General features: G+C 70.2%; 17 protein-coding genes and 1 other RNA gene. 13 read left to right on the forward strand and 5 right to left on the reverse strand.

From position 1 onward, the window contains the following. The first annotated feature begins 487 nt into the window (after window positions 1-487). From BL253_RS23345 to BL253_RS23375, 7 genes are all read left to right on the forward strand, one after another. The gene (locus BL253_RS23345; RefSeq protein WP_076819274.1) at window positions 488-1,609 is read left to right on the forward strand and encodes a thiamine pyrophosphate-dependent enzyme; all 1,122 of its coding nucleotides are present in this window, start codon (window positions 488-490) and stop codon (window positions 1,607-1,609) included. Beyond that, window positions 1,606-2,655 carry an alpha-ketoacid dehydrogenase subunit beta gene (locus BL253_RS23350; protein ID WP_076819247.1) on the forward strand — a complete coding sequence of 350 codons (1,050 nt, stop codon included), beginning with the start codon at window positions 1,606-1,608 and terminating at the stop codon, window positions 2,653-2,655. Before BL253_RS23345 ends, BL253_RS23350 begins: the two co-directional genes overlap by 4 nt. A 63-nt stretch (window positions 2,656-2,718) precedes the next feature. Continuing rightward, complete coding sequence (locus tag BL253_RS23355) at window positions 2,719-4,209, forward strand: dihydrolipoamide acetyltransferase family protein (protein WP_076819248.1); 1,491 nt, start codon at window positions 2,719-2,721, stop codon at window positions 4,207-4,209. A 554-nt stretch (window positions 4,210-4,763) separates the two neighbouring features. After that, window positions 4,764-5,711, forward strand: coding sequence for a hypothetical protein (locus BL253_RS23360; protein ID WP_076819249.1), 948 nt, complete (start codon window positions 4,764-4,766; stop codon window positions 5,709-5,711). 206 nt (window positions 5,712-5,917) lie between these two features. Continuing rightward, an RNA gene (rnpB, locus tag BL253_RS23365) (RNase P RNA component class A) lies at window positions 5,918-6,334 on the forward strand. Window positions 6,335-6,861: 527 nt separating this feature from the next. Next, window positions 6,862-7,020: a hypothetical protein gene (locus tag BL253_RS23370; RefSeq protein WP_338013740.1), complete on the forward strand. Its 159-nt coding sequence runs from the start codon at window positions 6,862-6,864 to the stop codon at window positions 7,018-7,020. Window positions 7,021-7,099: 79 nt separating this feature from the next. Continuing rightward, window positions 7,100-7,675 carry a TetR/AcrR family transcriptional regulator gene (locus BL253_RS23375; RefSeq protein ID WP_076819275.1) on the forward strand — a complete coding sequence of 192 codons (576 nt, stop codon included), beginning with the start codon at window positions 7,100-7,102 and terminating at the stop codon, window positions 7,673-7,675. A gap of 5 nt (window positions 7,676-7,680) precedes the next feature. Here BL253_RS23375 and BL253_RS23380 read toward each other — a convergent pair whose 3' ends face one another. The 4 genes from BL253_RS23380 to BL253_RS23395 all read right to left on the reverse strand — a co-directional run bounded on the left by BL253_RS23380 (window position 7,681) and on the right by BL253_RS23395 (window position 13,718). After that, window positions 7,681-8,976 (reverse strand): GDSL-type esterase/lipase family protein, encoded by a 1,296-nt coding sequence (locus tag BL253_RS23380; protein WP_241835039.1) that lies wholly within the window; start codon window positions 8,974-8,976, stop codon window positions 7,681-7,683. Window positions 8,977-9,482: 506 nt separating this feature from the next. Then, window positions 9,483-11,048, reverse strand: a complete 1,566-nt coding sequence (locus BL253_RS23385; RefSeq protein ID WP_076819252.1) for an alpha/beta hydrolase domain-containing protein — start codon at window positions 11,046-11,048, stop codon at window positions 9,483-9,485. A 528-nt stretch (window positions 11,049-11,576) separates the two neighbouring features. Continuing rightward, the gene (locus tag BL253_RS23390; RefSeq protein WP_076819253.1) at window positions 11,577-12,377 is read right to left on the reverse strand and encodes a class II aldolase/adducin family protein; all 801 of its coding nucleotides are present in this window, start codon (window positions 12,375-12,377) and stop codon (window positions 11,577-11,579) included. A 138-nt stretch (window positions 12,378-12,515) separates the two neighbouring features. After that, entirely contained in the window at window positions 12,516-13,718 is a 1,203-nt protein-coding gene (locus BL253_RS23395) for a cytochrome P450 (RefSeq protein ID WP_076819254.1), read from the reverse strand. A gap of 181 nt (window positions 13,719-13,899) precedes the next feature. Between BL253_RS23395 and BL253_RS42405 the strand changes: the two genes are divergently transcribed. Then, window positions 13,900-14,277 (forward strand): VOC family protein, encoded by a 378-nt coding sequence (locus BL253_RS42405; protein ID WP_076819255.1) that lies wholly within the window; start codon window positions 13,900-13,902, stop codon window positions 14,275-14,277. Window positions 14,278-14,398: 121 nt separating this feature from the next. On the opposite strand, the gene BL253_RS44845 is transcribed toward BL253_RS42405, so the two are convergent. Then, on the reverse strand, window positions 14,399-15,028 hold the full coding sequence (locus tag BL253_RS44845; RefSeq protein WP_076819256.1) for an acyl-CoA-like ligand-binding transcription factor: 630 nt from the start codon (window positions 15,026-15,028) through the stop codon (window positions 14,399-14,401). A 277-nt stretch (window positions 15,029-15,305) separates the two neighbouring features. Between BL253_RS44845 and BL253_RS23410 the strand changes: the two genes are divergently transcribed. The 5 genes from BL253_RS23410 to BL253_RS23430 are packed head-to-tail and all read left to right on the forward strand — an operon-like array spanning window position 15,306 to window position 20,814. Further along, window positions 15,306-16,676, forward strand: a complete 1,371-nt coding sequence (locus BL253_RS23410) for an amidohydrolase family protein (protein WP_076819257.1) — start codon at window positions 15,306-15,308, stop codon at window positions 16,674-16,676. A 25-nt stretch (window positions 16,677-16,701) separates the two neighbouring features. Continuing rightward, complete coding sequence (locus tag BL253_RS23415) at window positions 16,702-17,559, forward strand: phytanoyl-CoA dioxygenase family protein (RefSeq protein WP_076819258.1); 858 nt, start codon at window positions 16,702-16,704, stop codon at window positions 17,557-17,559. A gap of 11 nt (window positions 17,560-17,570) precedes the next feature. Beyond that, window positions 17,571-18,104, forward strand: coding sequence for a VOC family protein (locus BL253_RS23420; RefSeq protein WP_081438597.1), 534 nt, complete (start codon window positions 17,571-17,573; stop codon window positions 18,102-18,104). Window positions 18,105-18,129: 25 nt separating this feature from the next. Next, window positions 18,130-19,800, forward strand: a complete 1,671-nt coding sequence (locus tag BL253_RS23425; RefSeq protein ID WP_081438598.1) for a class I adenylate-forming enzyme family protein — start codon at window positions 18,130-18,132, stop codon at window positions 19,798-19,800. A 27-nt stretch (window positions 19,801-19,827) separates the two neighbouring features. Next, the gene (locus BL253_RS23430) at window positions 19,828-20,814 is read left to right on the forward strand and encodes an enoyl-CoA hydratase/isomerase family protein (RefSeq protein WP_076819259.1); all 987 of its coding nucleotides are present in this window, start codon (window positions 19,828-19,830) and stop codon (window positions 20,812-20,814) included. The last annotated feature ends 1 nt before the right edge of the window (window position 20,815 follow it).

The following is a 20,815-nucleotide window of genomic DNA, read 5'->3' on the forward strand; positions in this document are numbered from 1 at the left end:
CCATGCCGAAAAGCTGATGCTCCGGCGGTCCTGAAAGGCTGGGGCGGCGCTCCCTGTCCGGGCGCCGCCCCTCTTTCGCGTGTCGCGGATTCGCGTGTGGCTCCGGGCCTCGCGCGACTATGCCCGGTTCCGCCCCGCACGCCGGCCAACATCCACGCGGGACCCGTCCTTCCTCGACAGGCTGTCGCGAGTGGCCAGCGGTCGGTTACCGAGTCATGGGTGACAAGTGATCGGTAACGGTGAAGGGTGGGGCGGTGAGGTCGGGTGGCGGGCCGGGCGCGGCACGGCGACCTGGTCGCGGACCACGCGGGCGCCCGAGCCTCCCACCAGCCGCCGCCTCCCGGTAATAACGTAGCGTATCCAGGCGGACCCCTACAGTAGTTATCGGGCGTACAACTATATCGGTATTCGATTACCGAAAGTGGTCGAAATATGGTGAGGCTGTAATTGCGGTGGTCACGGTCAGCTCTGAGAGGGAGTGCGCTACGTGAGTTCGGGTGATTCGTCCGACGACTACGGCGTACGGCTGCTGAATCCCGACGGGTCAGCATGTGAGCATGTGGATTTCCCCGCACTGCTCGGCGTCGAGGAGCTGAAAGGCTGCTATGGGGCGATGCTGCGGACCCGCCACCTAGACGAGGCGGCGACCGCGCTGCAGCGCCAGGGTGAGCTCGCGCTGTGGATCCCGCTGCGCGGCCAGGAGGCGGCCCAGATCGGCTCCGTGCGCGCGGCCACGCCCACCGACTTCATCTTCCCGAGCTACCGGGAGCACGCCGTCGCCTGGGACCGGGGCCTGCCCGCGGTCGAGGTGATGCGGCTGCTGCGCGGGATCACCCACGGCGGCTGGGACCCGGCCGCCCACAACCTGGCCAACTACGCGCTCGTGCTCGCCTCGCAGACGCTGCACGCCGTCGGCTATGCCCTCGGCCTCCAGCTCGACGCCCGGCTTGACCCCCGGTACGACGCCCAGGCCGGCGCGCCGGCCGGGCCGGAGCCGGCGGCGGTGATCGCGTACCTCGGCGACGGCGCGATGAGCCAGGGCGACGCCAACGAGGCGTTCGTCTGGGCCGCGAGCTTCAACGCCCCGGTGGTCTTCTTCTGCCAGAACAACCAGTGGGCGATCTCCACCCCGGCGGCGCGCCAGTCGAGGGTGCCGCTGGCCGCCCGGGCCGCCGGGTTCGGTTTCCCGGGCGTGCGGGTCGACGGCAACGACGTCGTCGCCGTGCATTCGGTCACGTCGTCCGCGCTGGCGCGGGCTCGCGCGGGCGAGGGCCCCACACTGATCGAGGCCTATACCTACCGGATGGGACCGCACACCACCTCCGACGACCCGACCCGATACCAGCCGACCGGCGAGGTCGACCACTGGCGGGCGCTCGATCCGATCGACCGGGTCGAGCGGGCGCTGGCCCCGGTCTGCGACGCCGCCTGGTTCGACGGGCAGCGGGCCGAGGCCGCGGCCGCGGCCGCCCGGCTGCGGACCGCGACGCTCGCGCTGCCGGACCCGGCGCCGGACGCGTTCTTCGACGAGGTGCTGGTGACCGAGACGGAGGAGGCCCGCGCCCAGCGCGCCAGCTTCCGCGAGTACCGGGAGTCGTTCCAGGTATGACGACCACGCACACGCCGCGGCCAAGCACGCTCCTGGTTCCCGAGGCCAGGCCCGCCGCCGAGCCGGCGCCGGCGTCCGTCCCGCTGGCCAGGGCGCTCGGCGCCGGGCTGCGGGACGCGATGGCGGCGGACCCGAAGGTGGTCCTGCTGGGCGAGGACGTCGGCCGGCTCGGCGGCGTCTTCAGAGTCACCGACGGGCTGCAGGAGGAGTTCGGCGAGGCGCGGGTGATCGACAGCCCGCTCTCGGAGAGCGGCATCGTCGGCGCCGCGATCGGGCTCGCGATGCGCGGCTACCGGCCCGTCTGCGAGATCCAGTTCGACGGCTTCGTCTACCCCGCGTTCGACCAGATCGTCACCCAGCTCTCCCGGCTGCACCAGCGTTCCGCCGGCCACCTGCGGATGGCGGTGACGATCAGGATTCCCTACGGCGGCGGGATCCACGCCGTCGAGCACCACAGCGAGTCCCCGGAGGCGTACTTCGCGCACACCCCGGGGCTGCGGCTGCTGACCCCGTCGACGTCCGCCGACGCCTACCTGCTGCTGCGCCAGGCGATCGCCTGCGACGACCCGGTGATCTTCTTCGAGCCGAAGCGGCGTTACTGGGAGCGCGGCCCGCTGACCGCCCCCGAGGACCCGCCGCCACCGATGGAACGCGCCCGGGTCGCCCGGCCCGGCACCGACGTCACGCTCATCGCCTACGGGCCGACGGTGCGCACCTGCCTGGACGCGGCGAGCGCCGCCGCGGCCGACGGCCGCTCCGTCGAGGTCGTCGACCTGCGCTCGCTCGCCCCGCTGGACTGGCCGACGCTGGCCGACTCGGTGCGCCGCACCGGCCGGGCCGTCGTCGTGCACGAGGCGGTGGTGACGGCGGGGCTCGGCGCCGAGATCGCGGCGCGGCTGACCGAGGAGTGCTTCTACCACCTGGAGGCGCCGGTCGGCCGGGTCGGCGGGTACCACGCCCCGTACCCGGCCGCCCGGCTGGAGCAGGAGTACCTGCCCGACCTCGACCGGGTGCTCGACGCGGTGGACCGGGCCTTCAGGTACTGACCCGCGCGCGGGCGCGTTCAGGCGCCTGACGCACGCGACCGCCCGACAGGTGAAAGAGGCCAGATGTACGACCAGTTCCACCTGCCAGACCTCGGCGAGGGCCTCGCCGAGGCGGAGATCGTGCACTGGCTGGTGCGGCCCGGGCAGACCGTGGAGCTCAACCAGCCCCTCGTCGAGGTGGAGACGGCCAAGGCCGCGGTGGAGATCCCGTCGCCGTTCGCGGGCGTGGTCCACGCCCTGCACTGCGCCGAGGGTGACCTGGTGCCCGTCGGCTCGGCGCTGCTCACCGTGGCCACGGCCGAGGCCCCGGCCCCGGCGGGGATCGAGCCTGACGACGCGCCGCCGGCACTGGTCGTCGGCCACGCGCCGGTCGAGCCCGCCGCGGGCGAGTCCCCGCGCCGCCGCCCGCGCCGACCGCTTCACCAGCCGCCCGCCACGGTCGCCGCCGCGGCCCCCGGGACCACCGCCGACCAGCCGCCGTCCTGGCCCGTCGCCACATCCAGCGCCGCGCTGTCGGACCTCGCGCCGCTGGTGAGGGCCCGGCCCGCGCCGGCGCTGAGCACGGCGCCGGCGGCGAACGGGTCGGCGGCTCCGGCGCGGGCGCGGGTGCTGGCCACCCCGCCCGTCCGCAAGCTCGCCCGCGACCTCGGCGTCGACCTCGCCGCCGTCCGGCCGACCGGCCCCGCCGGGACGATCGCCCGCGCCGACGTCACCGCGGCCGCCCGGCTCGGCGCGCCGGCGAGCCGCCCGGGTGCCGGCGAGGCACCGCCCCAGCGGGCGGGCCACGGCGGGGCCGAGCGGCCCTTGGCCAGGCCTGGTGAGCGGATCCCGGTGCGCGGCGTCGCCCGGCAGATGGCGCTCGCCATGGAACGCAGCGCCTTCACGGTTCCGCAGGCGACCGTGCACCGCACCGTCGACGTCACCGCGATGCTCGCGCTGGTCGCCCGGTGGCGGGCGGAGAACGAGGCGGCCGCGCGTCCTGGCGTGGCTCTCACGGCACCGGCCGTACCAAGGGTGACGGCGTTGGCGTTCATCGCGCGCGCCGTCGTCGCGGCGCTCGCGGCGCACCCACTGGCGAACGCGCGCTGGCTGACGTCCGCCGACGGGTCCAGCGAGATCGAGGTGTTCGCGACCGTCAACCTCGGGGTGGCCGTGGCCTCCGACCGCGGACTGATCGTGCCGATCATCCCGGACGCGGGCAGGCTCTCGCTGCCCGCGCTCGCGGGCGAGCTCGCCGAGCTCGTCTCCCAGGCACGCGCCGGCCAGACCCCGCCGGCCAGGATGGTCGGCGCCACGATCACCGTGTCCAACGTCGGCGTCTTCGGCGTCGACTCCGCCGCCGGGCTGGTCCGCGAGGGCGAGGCGGCGCTCGTCGTGCTGGGCGCCATCCGGGAGACCCCGGCCGTCTGGGAGGGCCAGGTCCAGGTCCGCCAGGTGATGACGATCTCGGTGTCGTTCGACCACCGGATCCTGGACGGTGAGGCGGCCTCCCGGTACCTCGGCGAGATCGCCGCCGCGCTCGCCGACCCGCCGCGTCTGCTCCTGCTCGGCTAGTCCGCACGTTCGGCCGGGTCCGAGTGGCGAAAATCTCGTCCCGGCCGGACCGGGCGCGCCGCGGGCTCGCGCGACGTCGTCGCGCGGCGCGCCCACCCGGGCAGGCGCGCGGGCCCCGGTGCGGGCTGACCGCGAGCGCCCGGCGGGCCCCCCGATGGCCCTTCCGGGGGTGCGCTCACCTGGGACTGGCTAGGACGTATAGGCATTTCTCGGCGGTCCAGGCCGGGCAACGCCCGGCCTGGCTGTCGCGTCCAACGTGGCATCGGTCGTGACATGGGTCATGACATCGGTGCGCGGGCCATGCGACTCGCGGCGCTGACCCAGACGGCCCGCGTCGGCGCGGACCGTGGGGGAGTGGGCTCGCGGTGGGCTGCGATGGTTAACCCCGTGGATCTGCCCAGGTTGGTCCCGCCTAGGATCGCCCCGGGCGAGTCGACCTGAGTCGTCCCCGGCGGCGGGCTGTCCCCGCCCGGCACCGGCCTCGCTGCCGGCGTGGGCGCTCCGAGCGACCGGGCGGCACGCGGCGCGGGACCCGACATACGGAGGAACACCAGGTGGACGTGTTGCCGGACATCCTGCTCACGGTCGCGATCTCGCTTGCGGCGGGCGCGCTCGGGGCGTTGGCCATCCGGCTGTGGGAACGGCCCGGCGGCGCGCCGATGACGCGGCCCCGCCAGTCGACGCTTTTCGGGCTCGCGGCCGACGACGAGATCCTCCTCGCGGTCGCCTCGCTCGCGCCCAACGGGATGATCGCCCGCGACGACGTGCTCGCGGTCGCCGAGATCTCCTCGATCATCTACGGGGCGGACGCCCGGCCCAAGGTCACCCCCGGCGGCGCGGTGCAGGACAGCATCGGCCGGCGCACCGAGTTCTGCGTCGGCGACCCGCGCTCGAACCCGCGGATGGCCGCCCACCTGTCCCGCTACCTGCCCGGAGTGACGTTCTCCCCGCCCACGCCGCCGGCCCCGCCGCGGCAGGCCCCGGCGCTCGCCAGCGTCGGCGCCTCGGCGTCCGCCTCCTCCTCATCCGCCTCCTCCGCCGCCGCTCCCGAAGGCGCCGCCAACGGGACGGCGCAGGACGCGACCAACCCGTCAGGCCCGATGATCGTGCCCGCCCGCCCGCCGCGGGAGAGCCGGGTCATCGCGGTCACCGTGCCGAACGGGCGGGAAGGCCGGCGGCTGCGCGGCGAGAAGGGCGACGGGGCCGAGAAGACGACCAGGGAGTTCGCCGGCCGGCCGGGCGAGCACGAGTTCGCGCTGCTCGCCCGGGTCGCCGCCGGTCCTGCGCGCCGGCCGCTGTTCATCCTCGCCGGGCAGACGGCCACCGCGAACCTCGCCGCGGCCTACTACCTGCGCAGCCGCGCCGAGGAGCTCACCACCGAGTTCTCCAACAGGCCGTCGTTCTGCCTGATCCTGCGCGTCGACGCGGCCACCGTCTACGGACACGAACTGGTCGAGCGCGAGGCCGACATCAGCGCCGCGATCGTCCCCCCGACGTTCTAGTACGGCCGCGGCCCGCGGCAGGAAAGGTCGGCCCGCCGCGGCGCGGGTTCCGGGACGCCAGTTCCGGCGGTCAGGGGCCACATTCGCGACGCCGTCCAGACGACGGTGCCCCGAGGCGGCGCTGGGCTCGTCCGCCCGAGCCGGGCGGCCGTTTGGGCAAGATCCGTTTGGGCAAGATCCGTCGAGCGGGTAGAGTCCGGTACGGACGAGTCGGCCGGGCGGTCGCGTCGGGGCCGGTGCGAGCCGGTACCCGCCGAGGAAAGTCCGGACTCCACAGGGCGGGGTGGTGGGTAACACCCACCCGGGGTGACCCGCGGGACAGTGCCACAGAAAACAGACCGCCGGTACCGGGGCCGCGAGGCGCCGGGCACCGGTAAGGGTGAAACGGTGCGGTAAGAGCGCACCAGCGCCCGGGGTGACCCGGGCGGCTTGGTAAACCCCACCCGGAGCAAGGCCAAAAGGTGGGTGGCCGCGAGGCCTCCCGCTGCGCGTGCGTTCGAGGGCGGCCCGCCCGAGCACGCGGGTAGACCGCACGAGGCCGTCGGCAACGGCGGCCCTAGAGAGATGACCGCCGACCGGCCACGCGCCGGTCACAAAATCCGGCTTACAGGCCGACTCGTCCCCAAAACCCTTGCAGCGCAGCAACTCCGCTCTCGTGATCATGGCCCTGGCCTGTTCTGGCCTGTTCTGGAAACGATCACTCTTCTGTGGATCTTGTTTTCGGAAGCTCCTGGAGACCGTTGGCGCTGGATCGACGGTGACTTTTTGCAGCCAAAGCCGTGGTTGCACTCTGTAGCCGGTTGGTCGTGCGGGTGATCTTGGCGTGTCGGGCTCGCGTGGGTCGGAGGGCTCGCTTAGAGGTGCTGGCGCATCCGAGGGCCGGCCTGCTGTGCACTCATCGGCCCCGCCCTGGCGGAGGTGCCACCTCGCTGCGGTCTCGGCCGCAGCGAGTGCCTGGCGTGCTCTCAGCGGCCTTCCTGGCTCGCTTCCCATGGAACGGGCGAACCGGCTTCCGGTACGCGGCGCCCGCCGTGGCCCGGGCGTTGGCGGGCGGCGGTCGGTCCCTTGCTCGACGACATGGCCTGTCACGAGGCGGGACGGTGTCCCGTTGGACATCGGCGGCCCCGCCACCAATGCCTACCCGCGGGYGATGACTGAATACGCCCCTGAGCTGYGGCCCCCGGACCAGGAGCTCGCCTTCGTCACCTACATCCTCACCGGCCTGGTTCTCTACGGCCTGAACAGGGCGGGCGACTGCCCGACCCGCGCTCAGTTCATCGATACCCGCAGCTGGCGGCTGAAGAGGTGAACCAGTAACGGACAGGTGCGACAAACCATGTCGAGACCTATCATAGTGAAACGTTACGAAGGGATGGCGGCCGGTGTCGATGTCACGGCGTACCGACGCCCAGCGCAACAGGGAGGCCCTCCTCAGGGCAGCGGACGTCGCGTTCACCGACGATTCCGCGCGGTYGGTGCAGCTCCAGGAAGTCGCGCAGCGGGCTGGGCTCGGGCGGGCGACCGTGTACCGCCACTTCCGCGATCAGCGGGCGATGGCTGTTGCCGTCGCCGAGGATTACTTCGAACTCCTCAGACGTACCGTCCACGCGTCAGAGCAGGAAAGCGGCTCCTTTCGGGATGTTCTCCACCTGGTGCTGGTGACGCAGACGTCCATGCGCCCGCTYGTCGCGCAGTTCCGCAGGCTGCCGGACCACGAACAGCGGCGCTACTTCGAGCGGCTGACCGCGATCCTGGCCCCGCCGTTCCTGCGCGCGCAGGCTGCGGGCCAGCTCCGTCCGGACCTTGAGCTGGCTGACCTCGAGCTCATCCTCACCGTGGTCGACTCCGCCGCCAACGCGGATCTCGGCGACGCCGACCATGGCATGGCGCTGCGGCGGCTGGTCGCGGTTCTCCTCGACGGCCTGTTCAGGGAATGTAGCTCTCCGGCTGGGTCGGAACAGTAGTCCGGTCAGTCGCAGGTGGTGGCCGCGAGCAGGTCGAGAGGGATGGTGTCGGCCATCTTCTGGTAGCCGGCGAGGCTGGGGTGGAGGTTGTCCGGCGAGGCATAGGCGGGCAGGAGCTGGGATGGGTGCGCGGGGTCGCGTAGGGCGGTGTCGAAGTCGACGATGCCGTCGRCGAGCGTCTGGCCCCGGATCCAGGTGTTGACCTGCTGGCGGTATCTCTCGCTGTTGGGGGCGACGAGTGTTCCGTCGACGATGGCGTTCGCCGCGGGTGTGATCGTTCCCAGCCAGATCCTGAGGCCGGCGTCGTGTGCCTTGGTGATCAGCTGGGTGTAGCCGTTCTGGAGTTGCTGGGGTGTGACGTTGATGCCGAGGCCGAGGTCGTTGATGCCCTCGAGGACGAGGATGCCCTTGACGCCGGGGATGTTCAGGGCGTCGGTCTGGAAGCGTGACACGCCGCTGGGTCCGGTGATGAGTCCGAGGCTTCCGAGCAGCTGGTTGGAACCGATGCCGGCGTTGACCACCGAGATGGCCAGTCCGGATGTGGCGACTCTGCGTTGCAGGTCGTCGGGGTAGCGGGCGTTCTTGTCGGCGACGGTCCGGTCCGCCGGGATGCTCAGGGGGCTTCCGCCGACGAAGCCGTCGGTGATGGAGTCGCCGAAGGCGACCACCGATCGGGCTTTGGCCATGACGTCGAGTCCGTTGACGTAGAACCAGCTGAGCGTGGTCTGGGTGAATCCGGAGGCGCTGGTCTGGGTGGTGAGGTCGCCGGCGTTCGGTTTGGTGTAGTAGGAGGTCGCGTTCGCGTTCCAGTGCCTGGTCGGCGGGCTGGTGGTCGCCGGCAGGTACATGCTGATCGACAGCGGTGTGAACGCGTCGAAGGTCAGCGCGACGGGGTCGCTGACGGCGTCCTGGCCGGTGGGCACCGTGACGGAGGTGGCGCCGCCGAAGGTCACCGTCGCCGGGGTGCCGGTCGAGGCGGCGCTCTGTTGGGGTGCGGCCGTGACGTGGGCGAAGGTCAGCGGGCTGGTGCCGAAGCGGTTGCTCAGGTGGATCCGTGCGGATGATCCGCCCAGATGCGGTGTGATCACCGTCCGCAGGGTCTGTTTGGCCAGTTTTTCGGGGATGGTTCCGAGGGACGGGTCGAAGAACGACGATCCGTCGGTGGGACTGGCGGTCCAGCTGGCCACCCACCGGTCGGTCGCGCAGATGTTCGTCTCGGCGGCGGCCGCCGAGACGGCGCCGAGGACCGAGGAGACCACCGCCAGTCCCGTGCCCGCCGCCGCCAGAACCACGGCCGCCACGCAGGCCGCCGCCTTTCGTGACTTCACACGCATTGTCCGGTCTCCTTCTCGCGCATGCCGTGTTCATGGCCGAGGGCGCGCCGAAAGCCGTGCGGAGATGCAATCCGGCTAGCTGTGGGACGTGGGCGTCGGAAGGATGGGTCCGAGGTCGCCCGMAGCGCATCGCGTATATCCGCATGGTCCGTAGATTGTACGGTTCGGGACGGTATCTCCCAATCGGAGTTCCGGTCAAGTAGACCGTCTTTCCAACGTTCCAAGAAACGAGACCTGGCGGTTCCAGGAATCTCGGAACGGGGTCAGGGGAAATCGCGAACCCAAGAATCTCCGCGTGCCGCGCCAACCACCAGCCGCCGCGGCGGCTGTCCGCGGGCGTGACAATGCTGGCCGTCAGCCCGGTGCCGTCCCGCGCGGTAATCCTCAGCTCGGACGGAGACCCGGTGGACCGTGGCGGTGGACCGCGCCACGGTCCACCGCCACGACGCCCACCCACGGGCCGGCGAGATGGGTCAGTTCTGGATCGCGGATGGTTCGGCGTAGGCGGTCATCGCCGCGCGGTCCTCGGGCAGGACGAAGCCGGCCTTGATCGCGGCGGTGGTCGCGGCGTCGTAACGCCGTTGGTAGTCGGCCTTGTTCGGGTAGAGCTGGGTGAGCCGGCTGGCGGACAGCGCCCTGGTCGAGCCGAGAAGCAGGCAGATCACCGACGAGTTCGGCCCAGGGGCGCCCGACAGCACCGCGATGGGGACCTCCACCGGTGGTGTGCGGATGCCGCCGAGGGCGATGCCGTCGGCGTCCCGGCGGATCTGTGGCGTGCCGGTCGTGTCGACCTCGAAACGTGGCGCGACGACCGGTGCCGTCCCGGTCGAGACCCAGCGCAGGAGCGCGCGCAGCGCCGCCTTCGCGACGACGTGCATCGGACCGTCGTTGACCGGCAGGCCGCAGTCCATCGCGCCGGCGTTCGGGCCGAGCAGGTGCGCGTCGGCGTGCGCGGTGCCGGCGACCTCCCAGTCCCGGAAACGGTCGCTGTCGGGCTGCCGGGCGGGGAAGGCGTCGAGGATCCCGGTGATGTCGGACTCGGTCTGGATGTTCATCACCGGCGCGTCCTGGTCGGTGCGCAGGATGGCCGGGACACCGCCCAGCGATCCCGCGAGGTCGGCATGCTCGCCCGGCGCGGCCAGCGGCAGGCCCGCTTTGCCCCGGCTGTGTATCAGGAAGCCATCGAACTCGTGGGTCAGCGGCTGGACCCCGTTGTAGTAGGTGACCATCGCGAAGGCGGACTGCGACTCGCCCGCCGCGACCAGCCGCTTCGGCTTCTCACCGCCAGTCCCCGCGCCCGCGCCGACGGCGCGGGCGACCTGGGTGAAGATGTCGAACGCGAAGCCGTCGCCCGGGTGCTCCAGCGACCCGTACCGCGCCGGGTCGATCGTCTTCAGGCCCTTGCCGGCGGTTCCCTCACCGCCGGGCGCCACGACGGCGACCGGGCCGCCCGAAACACCGATCGACTGTGCGGACACCCCCACCCAGATGTCGCCGGCCCGCATGATCTCCTCGTGGAGGGTGGTCCACTCCGGGTCGGCGTCGACGCCGCCGCTGACGTTCAGCCATTCAAGGATGACCGTGCCGCTGAACCTCTTCGGGTCGGCCGGCCGGCGGACCAGCGCCCTGGTCCGGTAAGGAGCGCTCCCGTCGGACACGAACGACCACCGGCCGTCTCCGGTGAGCGGTCCGTCGGGCTGGTAGGACGTCGCGGTCCCCGCCGCCGCGAACTCCTGCTCGACGTATCCGCCGGCGCCCACGTTCTCGGGCACCCCCGCGGCCACGAAGACGCCCTTCCCACCCGTCAGCGGGGAGAAGGACGCCACCGGGCCGGCCACCCGCGGCACCGTCCTGGTGACCGCCGCCGGGCCGGTCGCCGTCGGCGTCGACCTGGCGTCGCCGCCTCCGCCGCCGCAGGCGGAGACCAGCCCGACCACGGCGACACAGGCCAGTGCGGCCAGGCTCGTCCCGCGTCGCCCGCGTAATCTCCAGCCCGCCGGGGGTTCGCCAGGTCGCCAGCGCGGTCGGGAAATGCCCATGGCTGTTCTCCTCATGGTTCGGGTGCGTAGGCCGAACTCCGCAGTGTCCGGACCATTCTGGGAGATCCACGCCACAGAAGCGTCGAATTCGGCATGCCGGCGACCAACTGGGACATTCCTGCGCCTTCGGTCTCGGAAGCCGTCCGTGTTGACCGAGACGGAAAACTCTCCCAGGCCGGGACGCCCACCGCTGGGCTGGTCCTCGCGCGGTCCGCCGACGTGTCCGGCAGGGTGGCCGGCGCGCCGCGCCACGGCCCGGACGGTGAGGTTCCGCCAGTCCCGGTTCGGCGGCTCCTGGACCAGGCCGGCAGCGGCGGCGACAATGCGTTCGCGGGTCGCCATCGCATGTCGATACCGTTGCGAGTGCTCATAGGAGCGCGGTTTCGGTGCGTCGTCGCCGGTGTCAGCCAGACTGTCCGGTCGCTCTTTCTCGCCAGATTCACCCACGACCACGGACCCTCCGTCATGTGTCGCGGCCGCCGTCGCCGTGGCGACGGGCGGTTTTTCTGCCTGGCATCTGAGTGGGGGCTAGTCGAGGAGATCCGGCTGTTCCTCGACGACAATCTGGTAGAGCGCTTCGAACCCCCATCGAGCCAAGGTCTCGCCGCCGATCTGCCGAGCTGTGCGCTCTGCCGTCACGTCGTCAAGCGGCCGCGGCCTGCCGCCTGCCTGCGCGATGAGCTGAGTCTGCGCGGCGCGCTCGGCCGTGATGAACCAGTAGGCCGCCGACTCCACGGTGGTGCCGACGGTCAGGAGCCCGTGGTTGGCGAGGATCGCCAGCTTGCCCCGGCCGAGGGCCTCGGCGATACGCCTGCCCTCGTCGGTGCTGAGGACAACGCCCGTGTAGTCGTCGAAGATCGCGTGGTCCTGATAGAACGCGCACGCGTCCTGCGTGATCGGGTACAGGGGCTCGCCGAGCGTGGACAGGGCCTTGCCGTAGAGGGAGTGGGTATGCGCGGCGGCGACCACGTCCGGCCGGGCGGCGTGGACCTCCGAGTGGATCGCGAACGCCGCCTTGTTCAACGGCGGCTGGCCTTCGACGATCTCGCCGCCGGAGTCGACCAGCAGCAGGTTCGACACGGTGACACGACGGAAGTCCACGCCGAACCGGTTGACCCAGAAGTGATCGGTCAGCTCCGGGTCGCGTGCGGTGATGTGTCCCGCGATGCCCTCGCCGTACCCCAGCTGACCGAAGATCCGGTACGCGCCCGCGAGCCGCTGTTTGCGGTGTAGGCGCTCCTGCTCGAGGGTGCGCTCCGGCTCGGCGCGAGGCCACGGGCCGGCGATCGCCGGTGCGGCGCTCGTGGCGCGGAGTGGGACTGCCGTCATGACGGGTACCTCCCCGTGGCTCGGTTGCGTGGAGACGGCCTGGCCGTGACGGCTGGGAGAACGGCTTGACCCGTTTCCGCCTTACGGCGTCCAGCCGTCAGGCCGTGCCGTCGTCACAGCGCTCGCGCGGGTGCGCTCCTACCGGGAGACGATGGTGGGCAGGCTCTTCCAGCCTCGGACGGTGGACGAGTCCATCTGGGCGTTGTCGACGTCGACCTGCCATTCGGGGAACCGGTTCAGGATCTCGTCGAGCGCGACGCGGGCCTCGAGGCGGGCGAGCGACGCCCCCAGGCAGAAGTGGATGCCACGTCCGAAGGTCAGGTGGTGGTCGATGACTCGCCTGACGTCGAACACGTCACCGTCAGGCGGGAACGCCCGGTGGTCGCGGTTGGCGGCGGCGAGCAGGAGGAGCATCGTGCTGCCCGCCGGGACTGTCTGGCCGTGGAGCTCGACGTCGCGGGTGACATAGCGAGCCGCCTGGTGCGCCGGTGGCTCGCAGCGAAGGATCTCCTCGACGGCCGGCGAGATCAACGAGCGGTCCTCGCGGACGAGCCGGCGCTGGTCGGGATGCTCGGCCAGGATCTTGCCAGACCATCCGAGGACACGGTTCGTCGTCTCGTTGCCGGCGGTGGCCAGGATGTTGATGAAGATCAGGATCTCGTCCGTGGTCAGCCGACGCACCGTGCCGTCCGGGTCCTCGAACTCGGCCTGGATCAGTTCGGTCATCAGGTCGTCGGACGGGTGGGACGCCCGCCAGTTGATGTAGTCCGCGAAGAAGGACCCGTCGGCGAAGTTGTGCAGTGTGGGGTCGGTGGGCATGCCGGGCGCGTGCCGGAGCTTCTTGTCGCCCTTCTCCCGGACCGCCTGCTGGTCCTCCACGGGAATGCCGAGGAGCATGCCGATCACCCGCATCGGCATGATGGCGCCGAGGTCCTCGACGAAGTCGAACCGCTCGGTCCCGACGAGCGGGTCGAGCACCTGTGCGCAGAACTGCCGGATCTGAGGCTCGAGCGCCATCATCTTCCGCGGCGTGAACACCTTGGACAGCACGCTGCGGTGCGCGCGGTGCATCGGCGGGTCCTCGAAGATGAACACGCCGGAAGGAATCTCGATGTTCGCGTTGACGACCTCGAGCATGTTGCCACGCGCCGAACTGTAGGTCTCGAAGTCGCCTAGCCCGCGCTCGACGTCGTCGAAACGGCTCAGCGCGAAGAAGTTGTACTGCTCGTTGTAGTAGAGCGGTGCTTCTTCGCGGAGGCGGGCGAAGATCGGGTAAGGGTTGGCGCAGATGTCGGCGTCGTATGGGTCGTACGTGATCGAGCTGTCGATCGAGGTCGTCACGGATCCGGCTCCCTGCGTTGGTGGCGGCAGCGCGGCACTGCGTGCCATGCTTCGCGTCAGGCTCCCGGTCGCTGGGTATGCCTGGCGCCCGGAAGGTACGGCCAGGGCGCGGTCGCGAACCGTCAGCAACGATGGCACGGAGTGCCACCCGTTGTCCAGAGTTGATCGAGAGAGGTCCCCAATGCCCGCGTACATCGTCCTCGACAGCCAGGATCCTGAGCGCCTCGCCAAGTTCTACGGCGAACTCCAGGGCGTCGAGACGCTGCTGAGCTACGACGAGGGTCGGTATCACGCGATGGCGCCGAACCGCGAAGGTCTGATGATCGTTCTGCAGCGGGTTCCGGAGCCCAAGACCGGAAAGAACCGAGCGCACTTCGACGTCGTCGTCGACGACCTCGAGGCCGAGACGGATCGAGTCCTCGCGTTGGGCGGGACGTGGATCGAGCCCGGGAAGACCCACGAGCTCGAGACGTTCTCCTGGCGGTGCATGGCCGACCCGGAAGGCAACGAGTTCTGCCTGTACCTCCTTCCCCCGGGCATGACCAACGATGCCGCCTAGCCGCCTAGGAGACCGCTGAACAACTGGCGCCGACGGCCCGACTCATCCGGTTTTAGGCTCATATGTCGATCTGGGCAAACTGGGACGATCCCGGCGCGGTCTCGAGTTATTCAGCAGTCTCCTAGCCGCCTGTCCAGGTCCTCCGGTTCAGCTGCCAGCTGGACTGCGTCGTCGCCGTGTCCAGCTCCGCGAGAGTGCGCGCCATGCGGAAGGCCCGGCGCACGAGTTCGGTCAGGTCATACGAGGCGTCGCGTAGCCACTGCTCGTAGGCGGCGTTCGCGGCGCCCAGCGAGACATGGCCGATGAGCTGTGGCCCCAGGGCATCCTCGGGTTCGCCGAGCCGCCGCGCCGCGAACCGGGCGATCACGGCGAGCCATTCGGCATGGCGGAGTGACGCGTTCGCCTTCAGCGCGGGCGTGAGAATGATCAGCTCCATGCGCTGCCGGTGGGCGACTGGGCCGTCGGTGTGTGCGCGGTTGAAGCGCATCGCGCCTTCGGCTATCGCCTCGAACATGGGCCGGTCGTCGGGCACCGATCCGAACCAGTCGTCGAGTTCCTTCAGGAGCTCGTCGAAGTTGCCGAACAGGATGTCGTTCTTGGATGCGAAGTACCGGAAGAAGGTTCGCCGCGAGACGCCCGCCGCGCTGGCGATCTCCTCGACCGTGACGTCCTGGAAGCCGCGCGCGGCGATCAGCTCGAGAGCGGCCCGCTCGATGGCCTCGGCCGACGTCAGTTGGGGTGCGTTGGTCACAGTGAACTTCCGTCTCGCGTCACGGGCGTGGGGTGCTCGCCACATGAGCGAGATCGGTCCGTGAGYAGGGTCCTCCATCATCCCGCAACGGCCGCCGCTGCTCGCTCGCCGCGCGTCGTGGCGAGGCTCGGCAGGCCAGAAGGGTGGCACTGGGTGTCACGGCTGGCTATGGTGCACGTGAGTTGGTTGTGTCGAATGCCGCTTCCGATGGGTGAGGTGCGATGGCACTGAGTGTCATCGGAGGGCTGCGTGCTCCCAACGGGTTAGGAGGGATGTCATGACGCATGTTGCGTCCGACCGGAGCGAGCGCTACATCGTGGTGTCGACCGACAGTCACGTYGGGCCATCGGTCGCGAGGCAGCTGCGGGACTACTGCGAGGCGAAGCACCTCGACGACTTCGATCGCTTCGTCGCGGAGATGGAAGGCCACGGTCTGCTCTCGTGGCGGTCGTCGGAGGCGACGAAGCCGGGCGAGGACGAGAGCTGGTCCTTCGGCAGGTCCCGCGCGGAGCTGGRCAAGGACCAGGCCGCCGAGTTCGGGAAGGTCGCGGGGATCCGCAACGCGGACCAGGTGGACCCTGGCTTTCTTCAGCGCAGCTACGAGGCGAGCCTGGTACCCGGTCTGCAGGACCACGCGGCGCGACTCGCCGACATGGACCGGGCTGGCGTCGCCGCGGCTGTGATCTTCCACGGGGGTCTCAACGGCCAGTCCATTCCCTTCTCGACCACTGGCCTGATCGCCTGGGGGGATTCCACCTACAACCACCTTGAGCCCGCCGGCGTGCGGATCTACAACCGGTGGCTGGCGGACTTCGTGTCGGAAGCCCCGGAACGCCATGCCGGTATCGCGCACATCCCGGTCTCCGACCCCGAGGCATGCGTCCGTGAGGCCACGTGGGCCGCCGAGGCAGGCCTGAAGGGAATCAACCTCCCGGCACCGCGTAGTGACCTCGCGATGCTCAACGACCCTGCCTGGGAGCCGCTCTGGGCGGTGTGTGCGGAGGCGGGCCTGTCGCTCAACACCCATGGCGGCGGCGGGGAGCATTACCCCTACAAGGGGCCTGGTGCCCAGGCGATGTACATGATGGAGACCACGTGGCGCACGCGCCGCGGGGTCTGGGTGATGATCCTGTCTGGCGTGTTCGCCCGGCACCCCGCACTGAAGCTCGTGCTGACCGAGCAGTGGATGGACTGGGCGCCGCCGGTCATGGACGACATGGACGGTCTCTACACAGGGCCTGGCGGGTCCGCCCTGCGTGTGACGTTGCCTGAGAAGCCCTCCACGTACTTCCGCCGCAACTGCTTCATCGGGGCGAGCTTCATGGCGAACTGGGAGGCCAAGTTCGGCATCGAACACGATCTTGTGAAAAACACAATGTGGGGAGATGACTACCCACATGCCGAAGGCACCTGGCCTCATACCCGGGAAGCTGTGCGGGCGACATTCTGGGACATCGACCAGCGGCATACCCGGCGCTACCTCGGAGACACGGCCATCGAGGTCTACGGACTCGACCGGGCCAAGCTGCAGGCGGTCGCGGACCGCATCGGCCCCGCCCCCGACGAGGTCGCCAGCCCGTTCGCACCCCCCGAGAACGAGGTCGTCGGCCTCTACGCATTCCGCAACGGCCCGGGAATCTTCGCCTAGGCGCGTCTCACCTGAGGAGATCGAGATGACTGCCAACCCGACGGTCTTACCGTCGAAGCCATGCCGGCGGGTGACGGATGAGGAGATCGAGCACCTCCACGAGTTCGGCTGGGTCAAACTGACACGTTTCGTCGATCCGGAGCGGCTGCGGTCGATGCTCGACCTCGCGCGCGAGAAGATGGGTGAGGACGCCGACAGCAACCCCATCTCCCCGGTCCTCACGGCCGCCGTCGACGAGGGCAAGCCCGGTCTCGGTTATTTCAACGCCCAGCGCGGCGCTGGCATCTCGGACCCCGTCCTGCGGCCGTTGATCTTCGAGGTCGGCAGGAGCGCGAAGCTGTTGCAGCGACGGGCGAGCGCGGACGGGTCAGGTGTCGACGCCCGCTACTACTCGGATTTCTTCGTGCCCAAGCTGCCCTCGGGGAAGGCGTCGAGGCACGGTGGCAACGGTCCGACCGCCTATCACCAGGACTTCATCACCTTCGCCGCCGACCGATCCGGTGGCATGACCTTCTGGATCCCGCTGGAGCCCTGTGGACCGGCCGCGGGAACGATGTCGTTCGTCAGCGGCTCCCACCGTGAAGGCGTGCTGGGCGACTACACCTGCTATGGCGACGGCGACGCGCTGGACGTGTTCCCCGAGCTTCGTCAGCTCGACATGTCCGATCGCATGACCTATGAGCTCGGCGACATCACCGTCCATACACACCTGACCATCCATGGTGCCGGGCCCAACCTGACCGATCACCCACGGTGGGCCTACATCCTCGTCACCCAGCCCGCTGACGCCTGTTGGAACGGCTCGCCCTGCCCGAACTTCGACCACAGCGCCATGACGCCCTGGCAGCAGTTCGGCGGCGACCGTTTCCCGATCATCAGCTGAAGGGGCGCCCGGTGATCCTTCCCTCCTTTGCCGACCACGGTTTCATGCAGGTGTGCTGGGTCGTGCCCGACCTTCGCGCGGCTGTCGAGGCGTGGGCCGGAACCGCCGGTGTCGGCCCGTTCTTCTGGTTCGACGGGGTGACCTTCACGGACGGCCGCCACCGCGGGGAGCCGGCCGCCTTTCCCGAGGTCAGCGCCGCGATCGCCTACGCAGGCGACCTGCAGGTCGAGCTCGTGTGCCAGGACAACGACGACCCGGGCGTGTTCCGGGACGTCTTCCGCCAGGGCGAGTCCGGCCTGCATCACCTGGCGGTCACCTGCACCGACTACCAGGCCGAACGAGATGCCTACCTCGCGAAAGGAGCCGCCCTGGCGTTCGAAGGGGTCACCGGCACGAGCCGCACCTGCTGGGTCGACACCACCCCGACCCTGGGATTCATGATCGAGTTGCTGGAACCGAGCGAGACGCGAGAGGCCTGGTTCTCGAACATGCGCGCGGCCGCGCGCGCATGGGACGGGACCGACCCCATCGTCGGCCTCGGCTGAGCAGCCGCGAGGACCGGGCGACGCCATGAATCCGACCGAGAACCCGACGACATTCCCCATGCTCCTGGCCGAGACCGTCGCATCGCGAAGCGATCATCCTGCTCTGGTCCACGGCGACGAGACGCTCACCTACCGGGAGCTGGAGCACCGGTCAGCCGAGATGGCGCGGGCGCTGCTGGCCAGCGGCGCCGGTAAAGGCGCGAGGATCGCCCTGCTCGCGCCCGACGGCGCGCTGTGGCTGACCACCTTCTACGCGGCCTTACGGATCGGGGCGCTCATTACTCCGATCAGCACCCTGACCACACCTCCCGAGCTGGCGCACATCGTCCGGACCAGCGACGCGCAGATCCTGATCGGCGCCCGCAGGTTCCTGCGACGCGAGTTCGCCGAGAACCTGACCGCGGCACTGCCGGGGCTGGCGAGCGGTAGCGCCGGCGCGCTCCGGCTGCCGTGTGCCCCGCACCTGCGCTCCGTGTGGCTGGACGACGCCGACGGACTGTCGTGGGCGCGGCCGGTCGGCGACCTGCTCGCGCGCGCCGCCGGGCCCGACGCGCCCGACAGTGATCTGCTCGCGGCCGTGGAACGTGAGGTGTCGCCCGCTGACGACGCGTTCGTCGTCTACACGTCAGGGAGCACGGCGGCCCCCAAGGCGGTGGTTCACGGGCAGTGGTCGGTGGCCCGGCAGCCGCGGGCGCTGGCGCGGTACTTCCTGCTGACCGAGGCGGACCGCACCCTGTGCCTGCTGCCGGTGTTCTGGATGGGCGGCATCGCCGCCGCGCTGGAGGTCCTGAGCACCGGCGGCACGCTGATCTATCCGCGCTCGCCCGACATCGCGGACGCCGTGGAGATGATCGAGCGGTACGGCGTCACCTACGTCGTCGTCTGGCACGCGCTGCCGAAGCTGCGCATGGCCGCGATCTCCCGGGGAATCGACGTCGACGCGATCCGCGGCATGGGAGCCCCCCCACGTGGGGAGGACGGCGAGCTCATCCCGCCGGGCCTGCGCGCCAATCTGCTCGGGATGTCCGAGAGCTTCTCGATGCACAGCGCCGAACCCATCAACCATCGCATGCCAGACGACAAAGCCGGTTCCTCCGGCCGCGCTGTGAACGGGATGGAGAGGCGCGTCGTCGACCCGGACACGGGCATCGAGGTCGCTCCCGGCGAGGTCGGCGAGCTGCAGCTTCGCGGGGGGGCGCTGATGACCGGTTTCTACAAGGTCGACCGGCGCACCGTGTTCACCGCCGACGGCTTCTATCCGACCCGGGACCTCGTTCGTATCGACGCGGACGGCTACGTCTACTTCGTCGGCCGCACCGGAGACATGATCAAAACCAGCTCCGCCAACGTGTCACGCCTCGAGGTGGAGGCCGCGCTGCAGGCCCTGCCCGAGGTGAGTCTGGCACTGGTCGCGGGCCTTCCGGACCCGGAGTTCGGAGAGATCGTCGTGGCGGCGGTGGTCCTGTCACCAGGCACGAGCCCGACGCCCGAGGGCATAAGGGCGGGGCTGCGCGAGCGGCTGTCGAGCTTCAAGATCCCGCGGCGGATCGTTTTCATCACCCAGGACGATGTGCCCCGTACCGAGACCGGGAAGGTGCGGCTGATCGACCTCGAGGGGCTCTTCACGTCGCGGCTCGCGGCGTCGCGGGCAGTGGGCCGAGGCGCACGACCGGTCGACAGTCCATTACCGACCTGAGTTCCCACCAGCCATAGGAGCGAGCACATGGCAGAGGCATCGCGGCGCCCGTCCGCCGAGGAGATCGTGCTGTACGAGAAGGACCCGGACACACGTATCGCCACGATCACCCTGGACCGCGCCGACGAGCTCAACGCCATGACGGTCGAAGCCCAGCACCGCTACGCCGACCTGGTCCGTCAGGCCAGCGTCGACGACGACGTCAAGGTACTGGTGATMCGGGCGAACGGGCCCAACCTGGGCAGCGGAGCCGACCTGCCGGAGCTGATGGACATCATGGCCCGGCGCGGCGACACCACGATGAAGCACATCGTCCGCATCCCCGAGGACGCCGACGTCGAATACCCACGGACGGGCACGTATCGCTACGGGGCGACGAACGTGCAGTTCTACACCGACCCGAGCGCCGGGATGCGAAGTCTCCAGGACTTCAAGAAGATCAGCATCCTCGAGGTTCGCGGTTACTGCTACGGCTGGCACTTCTACCAGGCGGCCGACGCTGACATCGTCATCTCCTCCGAGGACGCGCTGTTCGGTCACGCCGCGTTCCGCTACGCCGGCTTCGCGGCGCGTCAGTGGCAGTGGTGCTCGATGATGGGCGTCCGGAAGTTCATGGAGATGGTCTTCACCGGCCGACCGTTCACCGCCAGGGAGATGTACGACTGCGACTTCGTCAACGCCGTCGTGCCGTTCGACGAACTGGAGGCGATGACCGCGAAGTACGCGCTCGCGTGCGCATGTTCGCGGCCGACCGACACGGTGTTCGTCCAGAAGACCTTCTTCGAGATCTTCAAGCAGGCCCAGGGCGAGTACATGGGCAGCATCCTCTCCGGGCTGCTCGAGTCGACCGGCCGCCTGCTGCGGCCCGACGGCGACGAGCTCGAGATCAACCGGGAAACCCTCGACCGGGGGCTGACGGGCGCGGTCCGCGACAACGACGACCGCTTCCCACCCGAGTGGCGCCTCAGCCGCCGCGGCCGCGACGGCGACGGCGACGGCGCCGGGGAGGCGTGAG

The organism is Pseudofrankia asymbiotica (genome assembly GCF_001983105.1).
GTDB lineage: Bacteria > Actinomycetota > Actinomycetes > Frankiales > Frankiaceae > Pseudofrankia > Pseudofrankia asymbiotica.